Source organism: Leclercia sp. LSNIH1, assembly GCF_002902985.1.
GTDB lineage: Bacteria > Pseudomonadota > Gammaproteobacteria > Enterobacterales > Enterobacteriaceae > Enterobacter.
On record NZ_CP026167.1, the window covers coordinates 3,798,241 to 3,812,799 of the forward strand.

Genomic DNA, 14,559 nt, shown 5'->3' on the forward strand with positions numbered 1-14,559 from the left:
CGTATATTTTCAAGGATTGCAGCGGCGTAAGTCACCAGAAAGACACAACTTTACACAATAAAAGGAATGCCTGACGGCAGGATGCTGTTAACAAAAAAACAGGCACAATTTCTTGTGCCTGTCAGGGGAGATTATTTAGCCGGAGCGGGATTCCCGGCTGGCTTATCTTTTTCCAGTTTCGCCAGATCGATAGCGATTTTTACCGTCTCATCAAGATAGGGATCTGGCTCCTGATAATCCTTCGGCAGGTCATCCAGTTTTTTGAGGGCTGGCTTTCCTTCGCGTTTGAAGCGGTCGTTGATCCGCGCCAGACGCGTTGCATCATCCTCTTCGTTCTCTTTCAGACGCTGCGCGTAGTTCAGAGAGACGATATTGCGTTTCGCCTTCAGGGCGTTAAAGCGGGCAATATCTTTGATGATGTACTGGAACTCAGGATCTTTGGCAATGCGATCGTCATGCTGCTTCAGCAGCGCCGGACCAAACGGAGTCATGTCGCCCGACTTCACGAAGGTGGCAGCGTTTACGCTATCCCACGGCAACGCGTTATCTTCAAACTTCTCACCTGTTTCGGTCTCTTCGTTGCCCGTCGGCATGATGATATCCGGAGTCACGCCTTTACGCTGGGTACTGCCGCCATTCACGCGGTAGAACTTCTGAATGGTGTACTGCACCGAGCCCAGCGCTGGCCATTCCGGACGCAGCATCTGATCGTAAATACGGTTCAGGGAGCGATACTGCTGTACCGTACCCTTACCGAAGGTCGGTTCGCCAACAATCAGCGCGCGGCCATAATCCTGCATGGCGGCAGCAAAGATCTCTGAGGCCGAAGCACTGAAGCGATCGACCATCACCACCAGCGGCCCTTTGTAGTAGACAACGCCATCGGTATCCGCGTCTTCACGCACTTTACCGTTATTGTCGCGAACCTGTACCACCGGGCCGGACGGGATAAACAGGCCCGAAAGCGAAACCGCCTCGGTCAGGGCGCCACCGCCGTTGCTACGCAGATCGATAATTACGCTCTTAACGTTCTGTTTTTCCAGTTTCTGTAGTTGGACTTTGACGTCGTCCGTCAGGCCCACATAGAAACCAGGAATATCCAGCACGCCAACCTTGTCTTTACCCACGGTTTTCACCGACATTTTCACCGCGCGATCTTCCAGACGGATGCGCTCGCGGGTCAGGGTAACGATACGGGTCTTGGTGCCTTTACCCGCTGGCAGAATTTCCAGACGGACTTTACTGCCTTTCGGCCCTTTGATCAGGGCAACCACATCATCCAGACGCCAGCCGATGACATCGACCATGCTCTGACCAACCTGACCGACACCCACAATGCGATCGCCTACGCTTATCGCCTTGCTTTTGGCAGCCGGACCGCCGGCAACCATGGAGTTAATCACGGTGTAATCGTCGTCCATCTGCAGCACCGCGCCGATCCCTTCAAGGGAGAGGCTCATCTCGGTGTTGAACTGCTCGGTGTTGCGCGGAGAGAGATAGTTAGTATGCGGATCGATTTCGTGCGCGAAGGCGGTCATCGCCAGCGAGAAAACATCTTCACTGTTGGTCTGCGCCAGGCGACGAATAGCAAATTTGTAGCGGCGGGTCAGCGTTTCGCGGATCTCTTTCTCATCCTTACCGGTGAGTTTGAGGCTCAGCTCGTCATACTTAACTTTGCTGTCCCACAGCTGATTCAGCTCGGCTTCATCTTTTGGCCACGGCGACTTGCTGCGGTCAAGATTAAAGGTGTCGTTACCCGTGAAGTCCATTGGACGTTCAAGCACCTTAAGCGCGTATTGATAGCGCTCAAAACGGCGTTTCTGCGACAGATTATACAGGTCGTAGAACAGGTCCAGCTTGCCGCTGCGTAACTCATCCCCGACCTGGGTCTGCTTTTTGGCAAATTGTTCGACATCGCTCGCCAGCAGGACGTTATGGCTGTAGTCCAGCAGGTTCAGATAGCGGTCGAAAATTTTTGTCGAAAAAGCCTGGTCGAGATCGAACTGACGATAGTGCGAACGGGTGAAGCGCGACGTGACGCGCTCACTCACCGTCGCGTGCTGAGTCTCTTCCTTCAGAACCGGAATCTGATCGACACGCGTAATCTCGTCCACAGCGAAAGCGTGGCCTGTTATCGCAAACAGGCCAGCCAGCGCGGTGAGCTTAAAAAATGTGTTCATGCCGGGCTTGGCCTCCGTTTTAGAACAACAAGTGTTCTGCGCGTACAATCATTGACAGACCAGAAGTCAGCTGTACACGAACGCCATCTTTGGTGATTTCCTGTACGGTGGCATCCATAGCATTGTTACCCGCTTTTACCTTCAGAGACTGACCGACGCTCAGGGCGTTAATGTCAGAAACCGGAGTGTGGCGCGGCTCTTCACGAGGCGCACGCGGGGCTTTTGCCGGTTGCTCAGCACGAGGCTTACGCTCGGTATTCTCTTTGCGACGCGGTGCAGGACGTGGCTTGCGCTCACGGCGAGGCGCTTCTTCCTGGCCATTGGCCGCAGCCGCTTCGCGTTTTTTCGCCTGCTGTTCAGCACGCTGAGCCTGAACGCGCGCTTTGGCTTCTTCAAGCTGCTTACGCGCATGCTCTACGTGCTGCTCGTCCAGCACGCCGCACGGGTTGCCGTCGAGGTCAACACGCGTTGCGCCCGCTTTAATACCGTAAAGGTAACGCCAGCTCGAAGTATAAAGACGTAAGGCGGAGCGGAGTTGGGTTTTGCTGAGGTTCATCTCACCTTCAACACGCTCTACCAGATCCTGAAAAATACCAATTTTCAGGGGACGAGCTTCGCCCTCGGCACTAAAACATTGAGGAAAACGTTCGGCCAAAAACGCGATAACTTCTTTACTGCTATTCAACTTAGGTTGATTTTCCATGAAATTTCCTGATTACAACGGACGTTGCCGACAAGCCGCAGGCATGAACAGGCGTCATTATAATGACGCCATCCGTAAATGCTACGTTATCCGTTGATTATCCTGCGACGCTCGCAAAGAATTTATGATAATCGGTCGCGGCGAGAACCTGTTCCAGATTCCCTACCACCTCGCGCAGCCCCTGTTCGTCCTCGGGGGTAAAGCGATTGAAGACCGTGCTGTCGATGTCCAGAACACCAATAATCTGATTCTCCACAGTCAGTGGCAGCACGATTTCAGCGTTGCTGGCGCTGTCGCAGGCGATATGCCCGTCGAACGCATGAACGTCATCCACGCGCTGCACCTGGTTTTGTGCTACCGCCGTACCGCAAACCCCGCGCCCAACCGGGATACGGACGCAGGCCAGTTTGCCCTGAAACGGCCCCAGCACCAGCGTGTCGCCTTCCAGCAGATAAAAACCGGCCCAGTTCACATCGGACAGACGTTCAAAGAGTAACGCGCTGGTGTTCGCCAGGGTGGCCAGGAAACTGGTTTCACCTGCCATCAATGCCTGGAAATCGCGGTTTAAGTCCGCGTAGAATTCTGTTTTGTTCATTATTCAATCACTTGGTTGTCTTACAAAATTACAGCATAGCCTATTAAAATACGCATTATTTGCGTTCATGCTCAAGATGAATCAATTCATGAGTTAAGATAACTATTAACTATCCCTTTTTAGCGCGACCGATGGCTCTTAAATCACCGAAAATAATGCCGACGAAAAAGATCACTGTGCACACGGTCGGCGATGCGCTGCCTCGTGCACATTATCAGCGTTGCCCGCAATGCGATACGCTTTTTACGTTGCCAAAGATGAAATCATACCAAAGTGCTTTCTGCCCGCGCTGCAACGCAAAAATCCGCGATGGCCGCGACTGGTCGCTGACCCGGCTGGCGGCGATGGCCGTGACCATGATGCTGCTGATGCCCTTCGCCTGGAGCGAGCCCCTGCTTCAGCTGCACCTGCTGGGCGTGCGCATCGACGCGAATCTGTTGCAGGGGATCTGGCAGATGACCCGCCAGGGCGATCCCCTGACGGCCTCCATGGTGCTCTTCTGTACCGTCGGCGCGCCGGTGGTGCTGGTGGCGGCGATAGCCTATCTGTGGTTCGGCAATATTCTGGGTATGAACCTTCGCCCGGTGCTCCTGATGCTTGAGAAGCTCAAAGAGTGGGTGATGCTGGATATCTACCTGGTAGGGATCGTCGTGGCCTCAATCAAAGTGCAGGACTACGCTTATCTGCAGCCGGGCTCTGGCCTGTTCGCCTTTATCGCGCTGGTGATATTGAGCGTCCTGACCCTGATTCACCTCAACGTGGAGCAGCTCTGGGAGCGCTTCTACCCGCAGCGCCCCGCCACCCGCTACGATCCGGCACTGCGGGTCTGTCTGGGCTGCCACTATACCGGCCTGCCCGACGCGCGGGGCCGCTGTCCGCGCTGCCATATTCCCCTGCGCCTGCGGCGGCATAACAGCCTGCAGAAATGCTGGGCGGCGCTCATCGCCTCGCTGATATTTCTGATCCCGGCTAACCTGCTGCCGATTTCGGTGATTTATGTCAACGGCGCGCGGCAGGAGGATACCATTATGTCGGGCATCGTCTCGCTGGCCCACAGCAACATCGCCGTGGCTGCGATCGTCTTTATCGCCAGTATTCTGGTGCCCTTTACCAAAGTGGTGGTGATGTTTACTCTGCTCGTGAGCATTCATTTCAAATGTGAGCAGGGGCTGAGAACCCGCATACTGTTGTTGCGTTTCGTGACCTGGATTGGCCGCTGGTCAATGCTGGATCTGTTTGTTATTTCGTTGATGATGTCGCTGATCAATCGCGATCAGCTCCTTGCTTTTACTATGGGACCCGCAGCGTTCTATTTCGGCTCTGCGGTGATTTTGACTATTCTTGCAGTGGAATGGCTGGATAGCCGCTTACTTTGGGATGCACATGAGTCAGGAAACGCCAGCTTCGCCGACTGAAGCGCGAGTTAAAACAAAACGTCGTATTTCGCCATTCTGGTTATTGCCGGTTATCGCTCTGATGATCGCCGGCTGGTTAATCTGGACCAGCTACGAAGATCGCGGCAATACCATCACCATTGACTTCCAGAGCGCCGACGGCATCGTTGCAGGCCGAACGCCCGTCCGTTTTCAGGGGGTTGAGGTGGGCACCGTCCAGGATGTTTCCCTGGACAAGAACCTGAATAAAATTGAGGTTCGCGCCAGCATCAAATCCGATATGAAAGATGCCCTGCGCGATGAGACCCAGTTCTGGCTGGTTACGCCCAAAGCCTCGCTGGCGGGCGTCTCCGGGCTGGATGCGCTGGTCGGGGGTAACTATATCGGCATGATGCCGGGCAAAGGTGAGCCAAAGGATCACTTTACCGCCCTCGACACGCAGCCGAAATACCGGCTTAACAATGGCGATCTGATGATCCATCTGCATGCAGCGGATCTGGGCTCCTTAAACAGCGGCTCGGTGGTCTATTTCCGTAAGATCCCCGTTGGCCGCGTATATGACTACGCCATCACCCCTAACAAGCAGGGGGTGGTTATCGATGTGCTGATTGAGCGACGCTTTACCTCGCTGGTGAAAAAAGGCAGCCGGTTCTGGAACGTCTCCGGCGTGGATGCCGACCTGAGCCTGAGCGGGGCCAAAGTGAAGCTTGAGAGCCTGGCGGCGCTGGTGAACGGCGCAATCGCCTTCGATTCACCGGAAGGTTCTGAGCCCGCTACCCAGGAAGATGATTTCGGCCTGTATAAAGATCTGGCTCACAGCCAGCGCGGCGTGATTGTGAAGCTCACCCTCCCCTCGGCGGATGGCCTGAAGGAGGATTCCACCCCGCTGATGTACCAGGGGTTACAGGTCGGGCAGCTCACCAAAATGACGCTTAACCCTGGCGGGCTGGTAACCGGTGAGATGACCGTTGACCCCAGCGTGGTCGATCTGCTGCGTAAAAACACCCGCATAGAATTACGTACGCCGAAACTGACGCTCAGCAACCCCAGCGTCAGCAGCCTGCTGACCGGCAGTACGTTTGAGCTCATTCCCGGCGGCGGCGAACCGGTTAACCAGTTTGTCATCGCCCCGGCCGATAAGGCGCTGCTGCAAAAACCCGGCGTGCTGACCGTGACCCTCAACGCACCGGAAAGCTACGGCATCGACGCCGGCCAGCCGCTGATTCTGCACGGGGTGCAGATTGGCCAGGTGCTTGAGCGCAACTTAACCAGCAAAGGCGTCACCTTTGCGGTGGCGATTGATCCGCAGTACCGCGAGCTGGTGCATGGCGACAGTAAATTCGTGGTTAACAGCCGGGTGGACGTGAAAGTCGGACTCGACGGCGTCGAGTTCCTGGCGGCCAGCGCCAGCGAGTGGATCAGCGGCGGGATCCGTATCCTGCCGGGTGAGAAAGGCGCCATGCGCGACAGCTATCCGCTGTATGCCAATCTCGATAAAGCCCTGGAAAACAGCCTGAGCGATCTGCCGACCACCACCCTGACGCTGGTGGCCGACACCCTGCCGGATGTGCAGGCGGGCTCGGTGGTGCTGTATCGTAAATTTGAAGTGGGTGAAGTGATCCTGGTGCGCCCGCGCGCCAATGCCTTTGATATCGAACTGCATATCAAACCGGAATACCGCAAGCTGTTGACCAGCAACAGCGTGTTCTGGGCTGAGGGCGGGGCCAAAGTGCAGCTTAACGGCAGCGGCCTGACGGTGCAGGCTTCTCCGCTCTCCCGCGCCCTGCGCGGGGCCATCAGCTTCGACAACCTGAGCGGGGCCAGCGCCAGCCAGCGTAAAGGCGACAAGCGGATCCTCTATCCTTCTGAGACCGCAGCGCGTGCAGTCGGCAGTCAGATCACCCTGCATGCCTTTGACGCGGGCAAGCTCTCCGAAGGGATGCCGATACGCTATCTGGGGATCGATATCGGGCAGGTCCAGAGCCTGAAGCTGATCACCGCCCGCAATGAAGTGCAGGCCACGGCGGTGCTCTACCCGGAATATGTCGACAACTTCGCCCGCACCGGGACGCGCTTCTCGGTCATCACCCCGCAGATCTCCGCGGCGGGCGTTGAGCATCTCGATACCATTCTGCAGCCCTATATCAACGTGGAGCCCGGACAGGGTAAATCGCGCCGCGACTTCGAGCTGCAGGAGGCGACCATCACCGATTCACGCTATCTCGATGGCCTGAGCATTGTGGTGGAGGTCCCGGATGCAGCATCCCTTGATATCGGTACACCGGTGCTGTTCCGCGGTATGGAAGTGGGTACGGTCACCGGCCTGTCGCTGGGGACGCTCTCGGATCGGGTGATGGTAGCCCTGCGTATCAGCGATCGCTATCAGCACCTGGTGCGTAACAACTCCGTCTTCTGGCTGGCCTCCGGCTACTCGCTCGACTTCGGCCTGACCGGCGGGGTGGTGAAAACCGGGACCTTTAATCAGTTTATCCGCGGCGGTATCGCCTTTGCGACGCCGCCTGGCACCCCGCTCGCGCCGAAATCTCAGCCTGGCAAGCACTTCCTGCTGCAGGAGAGCGAACCGAAAGAGTGGCGCACCTGGGGAACGGCCCTGCCACGATAACCCCTACGCTCCGGTGTCAACCCACCGGAGCGTTTGTGGTACACTGCGCGCCTCTTTGACTCCCTGTGGTGCGCTCGTGTCTCAACGTTCCGTCTATTTGCCAGAAGAATTTCTGGCACAAATGCGCCAGGCTCTGCCTGACCCTCTCTCTCTTGATGCGTTTATCGCTGCCTGCCAGCGCCCGCTGCGCCGCAGCCTGCGCGTCAATACCCTGAAAATCAGCGTGGCGGATTTTCTCACGCTTGTCGCCCCCTACGGCTGGCAGCTCACCCCTGTGCCGTGGTGCGAAGAGGGATTCTGGATCGAGCGTGACGACGAAGAGGCGTTGCCGCTGGGCAGTACCGCAGAGCATCTGAGCGGGCTCTTCTATATTCAGGAAGCCAGCTCCATGCTGCCGGTTGCTGCGCTGTTTGCCGATGGCAATATGCCCGCCCGGGTGATGGACGTGGCGGCCGCCCCCGGCTCCAAAACCACCCAGATCGCCGCGCGGATGAACAACCAGGGCGCGATCCTCGCCAACGAGTTCTCCGCCAGCCGCGTTAAGGTGCTGCACGCGAATATCAGCCGCTGCGGGATCAGCAACGTGGCGCTCACCCATTTCGATGGCCGCGTGTTTGGCGCCGCCCTGCCGGAAGCTTTCGATGCGATCCTGCTGGACGCCCCCTGCTCCGGCGAAGGGGTGGTGCGAAAAGATCCCGATGCGCTGAAAAACTGGTCCGTTGCCAGCAACCTTGAGATCGCCGCCACCCAGCGCGAGCTTATCGACAGCGCCTTCCACGCCCTGCGTCCGGGCGGCACGCTGGTCTACTCCACCTGCACCCTTAACCGCGATGAAAACGAAGCCGTTTGTCTGTGGCTTAAGGAGCAGTACCCGGATGCCGTTGAATTCCTGCCGCTCAACGACCTGTTCGCCAGCGCCGGGGACTGCGTCACGCCTGAAGGCTTCCTGCACGTCTTTCCGCATATTTACGATTGCGAAGGCTTTTTCGTGGCGCGCCTGCGTAAAAAGGCCGCCGTTGCACCGCTGCCCGCTCCCAAATATAAGGTCGGAAACTTCCCGTTCACGCCCCTTAAAACCCGCGAAGCCCAACAGATTACTGCCGCCGCTAACCAGGCGGGCCTGTTCTGGGACGACAGTCTGCGTCTGTGGCAGCGAGATAAAGAGGTGTGGTTATTCCCGACAGAGATTGAGCCGCTGATCGGCAAAGTGCGCTTCTCCCGTCTTGGCCTGCGCCTGGCGGAGACGCACAACAAAGGCTATCGCTGGCAGCATGAAGCGGTGATCGCGCTGGCAGGCCAGCACAACACCTTTGCCTTAACCCAGGCGGAAGCGGAAGAGTGGTATCGCGGACGCGATGTCTGGCCACAAACAACCCCGTCCGGGGATGATGCGGTAGTGACCTGGCAGGGCTTCCCAATAGGCATGGCGAAAAAAGTGGGCTCGCGGCTTAAAAACAGCTATCCGCGCGAGCTGGTTCGCGATGGCCGCTTGTTTACCGGTAACGGTGAAACGCGCTAAAAAAAGCACTTTTTTACTGGCGCTTTTGCTCTTCATTGTCCAGGCTGAAAAGTGGGCGACTATACTGGTCGTACCAGAACACAGCGTGATCATGGAGAGCATTATGACGAAAACCAATGTGCGCATTGGCGCATTCGAAATCGATGATGCCGAGTTAAGCGGCGATACGCAGGGCGAACGAACGTTAACCATCCCCTGCAAGTCCGATCCCGACCTTTGCATGCAGCTCGATGCATGGGATGCAGACACCAGCGTCCCGGCAATCCTCGATGGCGAACACTCAGTCCTTTACCGTGAGCATTACGATCAAAGTTCCGATGCCTGGATCATGCGCCTTGCCTGATTCAAAGAGAACCCGCCCGCAGGCGGGTTATTTATTCTCATAATCTCCTCTTCCCTGAATCATCCCCTACAATATCAATATGGTAGTAAATGCTGAGGGGCATGATGTACGCACTGGTGTTATTTATCTGTTATCTGGACGCAGGCTGTGAAGATCTGGTGGTGGATGTGTATCGCACCGAACCGCAGTGTGAGGCCTCGATGGACGATCAGCGTATTCGTCACGGCGGCTGTTATCCGGTTGAAGACTTCATCGACGGCTTCTGGCGTCCGGCGCAGGAGTATTCCGACCTGTAATCACTGTAGCTGCGCCAGGGTCAACGCGCCGCCAAATACCGCCCCGGTGTCGATATAGTGCAGGTTCTGGCAGTCATAACGTGTTTTGAGCGGTGTGTGCCCGAACCAGAAGTGATCCGCCCCAGCGATCCCCGCCTCGTTGCCGCTCATCAGTTCCCGCAAGTGTGCCCTGTCCCAGAGGACGCTTTGCTTGTTGACCGGCTTGTCCCGCACGTAGTGGGAGGACGGGTAATTGGCATGAGCAATAACATTCACGCCGTTGGCGCAGGCAATTTCGATAATCCACGGCAGGGTCTCACTGCGCCTGATCAACGCCAGCGCCTGCGCCTGCTGTTCACCCTTTAATTGTGCTAACCAATTGCCGCCATTCATCATCCACAGGCCAAAATCATTATTCTGCAGCGCGTCCAGCGCCATCTGCTCATGGTTGCCCCGCACGGCATAAAACCACGCTTCATTTAATAACTGCAGGCATTTCACGCTATCCGGTCCGCGATCGATTAAATCGCCAACGCAAATAAGTAAATCCTCATACGGGTTAAAATGCCGCTGCCGCAGATCTGCCATAAGCATTTGATAACAACCGTGAAGATCGCTTACCACCCAGACGTGTCGCCAGTTGTGACCATCAAGATTGAGATACATAGCGCCCCCTCATGATCAGTATAGCCCCTGGAATGCTGACAATAAGATGAGCGGTAACTGGGGTTAGGAAGAACCTCAATCGACATTAAACAAAGCGGAAATAAAGGTTTAGCAACGCTTAAATGATTATCCGATGGCCTTTAAGATAATTGCAGAAATATAAAGAGGTCTTCATCGTGTCTAATACCATCCTGCCTGCTGAGCTGTCTTTAACGCACCGTTCTTCTGTTATTTTCGCCCTGGCGAAGGGCGAGTTTATGCCCGGCCCGCTGTGGCATAAACGCGATTACAGGCTGAAATTTTTCCTGCGCTCCCTGCTGTTCTGGTCCTCAACCACCCGCATGCTGGAGACGCTCTCCCGTCGCGATGATTTTCCGCTGTTGTTAAAAGCACAAACTACGCTGCCGGTGAAAACCCAGCGTCAGTATCTCACTCGCGGATTACGTGCCGGTGAGCGGGCCAACGCCATCCTGCACCATTACGCCTGGCTTGATGCGCTGCCGGACGCCAGCCTGGCGCGGAGCTTTAGCAGCCCGACTCCACTTTCGCTGCTGCAGTTCGCCACTAAAGACGATGCGCACTATACGATTTACGCCAGCAGCGCGGTGAAGGCCGAACGCGAGGGCGAAACCACGCTCTGGCTACGGGCCGGGGATAACACCCTGCTGGCGAGCCTGACCTTCAGCGTTGTTGAGGAGAAGGGCCAAAGTGCGCTGGTGATTGGCGGCCTGCAGGGGCCGCGAAAAGACGTAGGGCGGGAGACGATCAAAAATGCCACCCGCGCCTGTTATGGCCTGTTTCCAAAACGGATCCTGCTGGAAGCGATCTTCAATCTGGCGAAGCAGTCAGGTATCAGCGCCATTTATGGTGTGAGCGATGAAGGCCATGTTTTTCGCGCCCTGCGCTATCGTCTGAGTAAAGGTCGTCATCTGCATGCCAGCTATGACGAATTCTGGCAATCGCTGGGCGCTAAGTCGTGCGGTGCATTTCGCTGGGCCCTGCCAGCAGGTATGGAGCGCAAAGCGATCGACAGCATTGCCAGTAAAAAACGCGCGGAATACCGCCGCCGTTTTCAACTGCTTGATGAGATTGAATGCGGCATCAGCGCACGTTTTTGCCGCTAATCTCTGCTTTCATCGGTAACAGCTAAAAATTTAACAAAACCGCTAAAAAGCACTGGACTTCCGCCGGGCGTAGTGTGGTATGGTTTAACGAAGAACAGAGAATGTTGCCCATCTGTTAAAGTCCGCAACGGGAAAAGGCGTTTACTTTCAACAGATAAAAAGAGACCGAATACGATTCCTGTATTCGGTCCAGGGAAATGGCTCTTGGGAGAGAGCCGTGCGCTAAAAGTTGGCATTAATGCAGGCTAAGTCGCCTTGCACTTTAAGAATAGATGACGACGCCAGGTTTTCCAGTCCGCAGCAAAAGTGGCCTGAAAAAAAGCGTTAGTCTCTCCTTAAACATAAAAACCGCAATGCTTCCGAAGAGAAGCCTGCGGTTTTTTTATTGGAAGCGGGAAGCTAGCAGAGCGTCTTCGCGCGCTCGATAAATGGCGCCAGGCTCATCTTTTGCCCCGGGTTTGCCGGATCGTCAATCTGAATAACCGAGATGGGCTGGCCGTTGCTTTTACCGCTGTCGACCTGCTGCTGCGCCACGTCGTTCAGGGGATACTGCACCAGGGTGCTGGGGTTAATGGCATAGAGCGCGTGTCCCGGACGGCAGGTCAGCATCACCTCTTCACGGTTGAACGCCCATTTGTCTTTACCCACTTCGAACCGGCTGACGGTGATCACCTGCGGAGCTGCCAGTGCCGCGCCGGAGCAGGCCAGCAATAAGAAAGAAAGTACTGTTTTTTTCATTGTATTCCACCTCGTCAGAAGGGTTCCCAGGTCGCGAACAGGCTGACTGCCGCCAGCACCAGCGCCCCCAGCACAACCTCACTCTGCGTCATCCTGATAAAATAGCGTTGCTCGCGTCCGTCGCCAGAACGAAACCGCGGCACCAGAACATACCGATTCACCAGGGCAATTACCACCATCATTACCACCAGCGCACATTTCACCAACAGCATTTTCCCCCAGGCCGAGTGCCACGGCAGCACCCACCCCTGGATCAGTACAATATTTACCATTCCGGTGAGGATTACCCCCGCCACCGCCAGATGCCCGTAGCGCGAGAAGCGCATCATGGTGTGGACGGCGGCTCGCCGCCAGCGTCCACGGGACAGGCGCAGGCAAAACAGCAGCGGCAGCAGGCCCCCCAGCCAGCCTGCGGCACATAAAAGATGCAGGCCATGGTTGCTGCGCTGCATCAGGCCCGTTATCCCATCATGCAACGCCGCATGCCCGGTTCCTGCCAGCAGGAAAAACTGCGCAGCGGTAAAGAACAGCATCAGCAGCATGGTTTTTCCCGGCTGCATCCAGGCGACCCAGAGTGTAATCAGGGCCAGGATCATCTGCCATAACCAGATCCGCCCAAAATGGGTCGTGAGCACCGCCTGCCAGATAGATGGGCTGACCACATCTGGCCAGCCGTTACCCATCATCCCGCCCTGTAGTGCCAGCATCATCAGCGCCGCGAGCAGGCTGATAAACGCGATTTTTTTTTGCTGGCCGCGAAAGCGACGCACCATCAGCCGCCGCAGCGCAACGGGCGCCAGCCATGCACCGTACAGGGCATTGCCAAACAGCACCATCAGGGCAGCAAAATGCGCGAAGCGCAGCGTAACGTAGCAGAACGCCAGCATCTTACTTCACGCTAAAACGATAGCTGCCCTCGGTCTTATGACCATCTACGGAGACCACATGCCACTTCACCTGATAAGTACCCGCCGTCAGTGAAGAGGTCATCGGCACGATCAGCTGGGTCGGGTCTTTCTCGTTGCGTTTTACCGCCCCGAGTGCGACGGGCTGCTGTTTATCATCGGTGAGGGTGACGCCGCTAAAACGGGGTTCGATCCCCTCGGAGAAGTTCAGGGTCAACGCCTGAGGCGCCGCATCTACAGCAGCGTCTGCCGCGGGATATTGATGCTGTAAATGAGCATGAGCAAAAACAATGGGTGTCGTGAGCGTCGCCAGCAGCAACGTCAGGGTGCAGGTAAGGTGTTTAGTCATCACATATATTCCTTTTTGTTATGCCTGATTACCAGAGGATAACGCTGTATAATGGTCCAGTCGAGGATCATCCTGCCCGGGCTTGTCAACGCCCCGCCGTTTGGGTAACGTTGGCCCGCAAATGAAGGAGACGGTAATGCATATTAATCTCGCCACCCTCCCCCAGGAGGAGATGGACAAAGTGAATGTTGATTTGGCGGCCGCAGGTGTGGCGTTCAAAGAGCGCTATAACATGCCGGTGATCGCCGAAGTGGTGGAGCGTGAGCAACCGTCGCACCTGCGTGACTGGTTTCGGGAGCGCCTGATTGCCCATCGATTAAACTCCGTCAACCTCTCACGCCTGCCGTGGGAGCCAAAAGTTAAGTAAGCTTAACCAGCGTTACATTTCCTTACACCGTTTATGCCAGGATAGAAATCCATGTTATATTCATGGACTTTATGAATCTCTGCGACTCGGTGTATAAGGAAATCACGATGTCTCACTGGAATATTGCTGCCGCACAGTACCGCCTGAACCATCACCGCGTTGATGAACACATCGCGCATCACCTGCGTTTTATCTCCGCCGCCTCGAAGCTTGAGTGCAATTTAGTGCTTTTCCCGGAGCTCTCTTTAACGGGCCCTGCCCTGCCCGATGGCCAGCTTCCTGCCCCGCCCGACAGCCATCAGCTGGCGCCGCTTGTTGATGCCGCCTGCGCCCATAACGTCTCGGTGATTGCCGGAACGACCGTAGAAGTGAGGGGAGAGCGCCAGCCTGGCCTGGCCTGGTTTACCCCGGACCAGCCTGATGCCGCCCTTTATCCCCATGGCGCAGGGGCCTGCCTGGAGAGCAGGCATGGTGGTCTGAGTATCGTTGATTCTCACCCCGATTTGCCCAATATCGCTCCCGATGCCGCCCTGTTTACCCGCGGCATGGCGGTAAGTGAAACAGGCTGGTCAGCCACCTTTTCCCAGCTACAGCGTTTTGCCCATCGCTATGCTATCGCCGTATTGATGGCGAACCGTGATGGCGGGAGCGCGCTGTGGGATGCCCGTGGGCAATTAATCGTCCGCGCCGATCGGGGTGAGCTATTATTGACCGGGCGCTTTGTTGAGCAGGGTTGGCAAGGTGATATCATTCCATTACGCTAAGCCTTTTACGGCCA

Annotated in this window: 15 protein-coding genes; 8 read left to right on the forward strand and 7 right to left on the reverse strand. The window is 56.3% G+C overall.

Features of this window, described 5'->3' with window-relative positions; translation table 11 throughout:
- Positions 1-131: 131 nt before the first annotated feature.
- The 3 genes from prc to C2U54_RS18830 all read right to left on the reverse strand — a co-directional run bounded on the left by prc (position 132) and on the right by C2U54_RS18830 (position 3,478).
- Complete coding sequence (prc, locus tag C2U54_RS18820; RefSeq protein WP_103180038.1) at positions 132-2,180, reverse strand: carboxy terminal-processing peptidase; 2,049 nt, start codon at positions 2,178-2,180, stop codon at positions 132-134.
- 19 nt (positions 2,181-2,199) lie between these two features.
- Positions 2,200-2,883: an RNA chaperone ProQ gene (proQ, locus tag C2U54_RS18825; RefSeq protein ID WP_103180039.1), complete on the reverse strand. Its 684-nt coding sequence runs from the start codon at positions 2,881-2,883 to the stop codon at positions 2,200-2,202.
- Between the two features lie 97 nt (positions 2,884-2,980).
- Complete coding sequence (locus C2U54_RS18830; protein ID WP_103180040.1) at positions 2,981-3,478, reverse strand: GAF domain-containing protein; 498 nt, start codon at positions 3,476-3,478, stop codon at positions 2,981-2,983.
- A 131-nt stretch (positions 3,479-3,609) separates the two neighbouring features.
- Here C2U54_RS18830 and yebS point away from each other — a divergent pair, with 131 nt between their 5' ends.
- From yebS to C2U54_RS18855, 5 genes are all read left to right on the forward strand, one after another.
- Positions 3,610-4,893, forward strand: coding sequence for a membrane integrity lipid transport subunit YebS (gene yebS / locus C2U54_RS18835; RefSeq protein WP_103180041.1), 1,284 nt, complete (start codon positions 3,610-3,612; stop codon positions 4,891-4,893).
- Positions 4,862-7,495 carry a PqiB family protein gene (locus C2U54_RS18840; protein ID WP_156654707.1) on the forward strand — a complete coding sequence of 878 codons (2,634 nt, stop codon included), beginning with the start codon at positions 4,862-4,864 and terminating at the stop codon, positions 7,493-7,495. The genes yebS and C2U54_RS18840 overlap by 32 nt, the downstream gene beginning before the upstream one ends.
- A 76-nt stretch (positions 7,496-7,571) precedes the next feature.
- Complete coding sequence (gene rsmF, locus C2U54_RS18845; RefSeq protein WP_103180043.1) at positions 7,572-9,014, forward strand: 16S rRNA (cytosine(1407)-C(5))-methyltransferase RsmF; 1,443 nt, start codon at positions 7,572-7,574, stop codon at positions 9,012-9,014.
- 103 nt (positions 9,015-9,117) lie between these two features.
- Complete coding sequence (locus C2U54_RS18850; RefSeq protein ID WP_103181101.1) at positions 9,118-9,357, forward strand: YebV family protein; 240 nt, start codon at positions 9,118-9,120, stop codon at positions 9,355-9,357.
- A 104-nt stretch (positions 9,358-9,461) separates the two neighbouring features.
- A complete protein-coding gene (locus tag C2U54_RS18855) occupies positions 9,462-9,653 on the forward strand; it encodes a YebW family protein (RefSeq protein WP_039030805.1) in 192 nt (63 codons plus the stop codon).
- On the opposite strand, the gene pphA is transcribed toward C2U54_RS18855, so the two are convergent.
- Positions 9,654-10,298 carry a protein-serine/threonine phosphatase gene (pphA, locus tag C2U54_RS18860; RefSeq protein ID WP_103180044.1) on the reverse strand — a complete coding sequence of 215 codons (645 nt, stop codon included), beginning with the start codon at positions 10,296-10,298 and terminating at the stop codon, positions 9,654-9,656.
- A gap of 176 nt (positions 10,299-10,474) precedes the next feature.
- Between pphA and C2U54_RS18865 the strand changes: the two genes are divergently transcribed.
- Entirely contained in the window at positions 10,475-11,422 is a 948-nt protein-coding gene (locus C2U54_RS18865; RefSeq protein ID WP_231736520.1) for a VirK/YbjX family protein, read from the forward strand.
- Between the two features lie 399 nt (positions 11,423-11,821).
- Here C2U54_RS18865 and C2U54_RS18870 read toward each other — a convergent pair whose 3' ends face one another.
- Genes C2U54_RS18870 through yobA form a run of 3 tightly spaced genes read right to left on the reverse strand, consistent with a single transcriptional unit; the run spans position 11,822 to position 13,414 of the window.
- Positions 11,822-12,160, reverse strand: a complete 339-nt coding sequence (locus tag C2U54_RS18870; protein ID WP_103180045.1) for a YebY family protein — start codon at positions 12,158-12,160, stop codon at positions 11,822-11,824.
- A gap of 14 nt (positions 12,161-12,174) precedes the next feature.
- Positions 12,175-13,047, reverse strand: coding sequence for a copper homeostasis membrane protein CopD (gene copD / locus C2U54_RS18875; RefSeq protein ID WP_103180046.1), 873 nt, complete (start codon positions 13,045-13,047; stop codon positions 12,175-12,177).
- A gap of 1 nt (position 13,048) precedes the next feature.
- Positions 13,049-13,414 (reverse strand): CopC domain-containing protein YobA, encoded by a 366-nt coding sequence (yobA, locus tag C2U54_RS18880; RefSeq protein WP_103180047.1) that lies wholly within the window; start codon positions 13,412-13,414, stop codon positions 13,049-13,051.
- A gap of 136 nt (positions 13,415-13,550) precedes the next feature.
- Between yobA and C2U54_RS18885 the strand changes: the two genes are divergently transcribed.
- Together C2U54_RS18885 and C2U54_RS18890 are read left to right on the forward strand one after the other, a co-directional pair.
- A complete protein-coding gene (locus tag C2U54_RS18885; protein WP_103180048.1) occupies positions 13,551-13,781 on the forward strand; it encodes a DNA polymerase III subunit theta in 231 nt (76 codons plus the stop codon).
- 107 nt (positions 13,782-13,888) lie between these two features.
- Positions 13,889-14,545 (forward strand): nitrilase-related carbon-nitrogen hydrolase, encoded by a 657-nt coding sequence (locus tag C2U54_RS18890; protein ID WP_103181103.1) that lies wholly within the window; start codon positions 13,889-13,891, stop codon positions 14,543-14,545.
- Positions 14,546-14,559 lie beyond the last annotated feature (14 nt).

Coding starts and splice junctions, on each gene's coding strand:
- prc (WP_103180038.1), bottom strand. CDS start 2,180: ATGAACACATTTTTTAAGCTCACCGCGCTGGCTGGCCTGTTTGCGATA.
- proQ (WP_103180039.1), bottom strand. CDS start 2,883: ATGGAAAATCAACCTAAGTTGAATAGCAGTAAAGAAGTTATCGCGTTT.
- C2U54_RS18830 (WP_103180040.1), bottom strand. CDS start 3,478: ATGAACAAAACAGAATTCTACGCGGACTTAAACCGCGATTTCCAGGCA.
- yebS (WP_103180041.1), top strand. CDS start 3,610: ATGGCTCTTAAATCACCGAAAATAATGCCGACGAAAAAGATCACTGTG.
- C2U54_RS18840 (WP_156654707.1), top strand. CDS start 4,862: ATGAGTCAGGAAACGCCAGCTTCGCCGACTGAAGCGCGAGTTAAAACA.
- C2U54_RS18850 (WP_103181101.1), top strand. CDS start 9,118: ATGACGAAAACCAATGTGCGCATTGGCGCATTCGAAATCGATGATGCC.
- C2U54_RS18855 (WP_039030805.1), top strand. CDS start 9,462: ATGTACGCACTGGTGTTATTTATCTGTTATCTGGACGCAGGCTGTGAA.
- pphA (WP_103180044.1), bottom strand. CDS start 10,298: ATGTATCTCAATCTTGATGGTCACAACTGGCGACACGTCTGGGTGGTA.
- C2U54_RS18870 (WP_103180045.1), bottom strand. CDS start 12,160: ATGAAAAAAACAGTACTTTCTTTCTTATTGCTGGCCTGCTCCGGCGCG.
- copD (WP_103180046.1), bottom strand. CDS start 13,047: ATGCTGGCGTTCTGCTACGTTACGCTGCGCTTCGCGCATTTTGCTGCC.
- yobA (WP_103180047.1), bottom strand. CDS start 13,414: ATGACTAAACACCTTACCTGCACCCTGACGTTGCTGCTGGCGACGCTC.
- C2U54_RS18885 (WP_103180048.1), top strand. CDS start 13,551: ATGCATATTAATCTCGCCACCCTCCCCCAGGAGGAGATGGACAAAGTG.
- C2U54_RS18890 (WP_103181103.1), top strand. CDS start 13,889: ATGTCTCACTGGAATATTGCTGCCGCACAGTACCGCCTGAACCATCAC.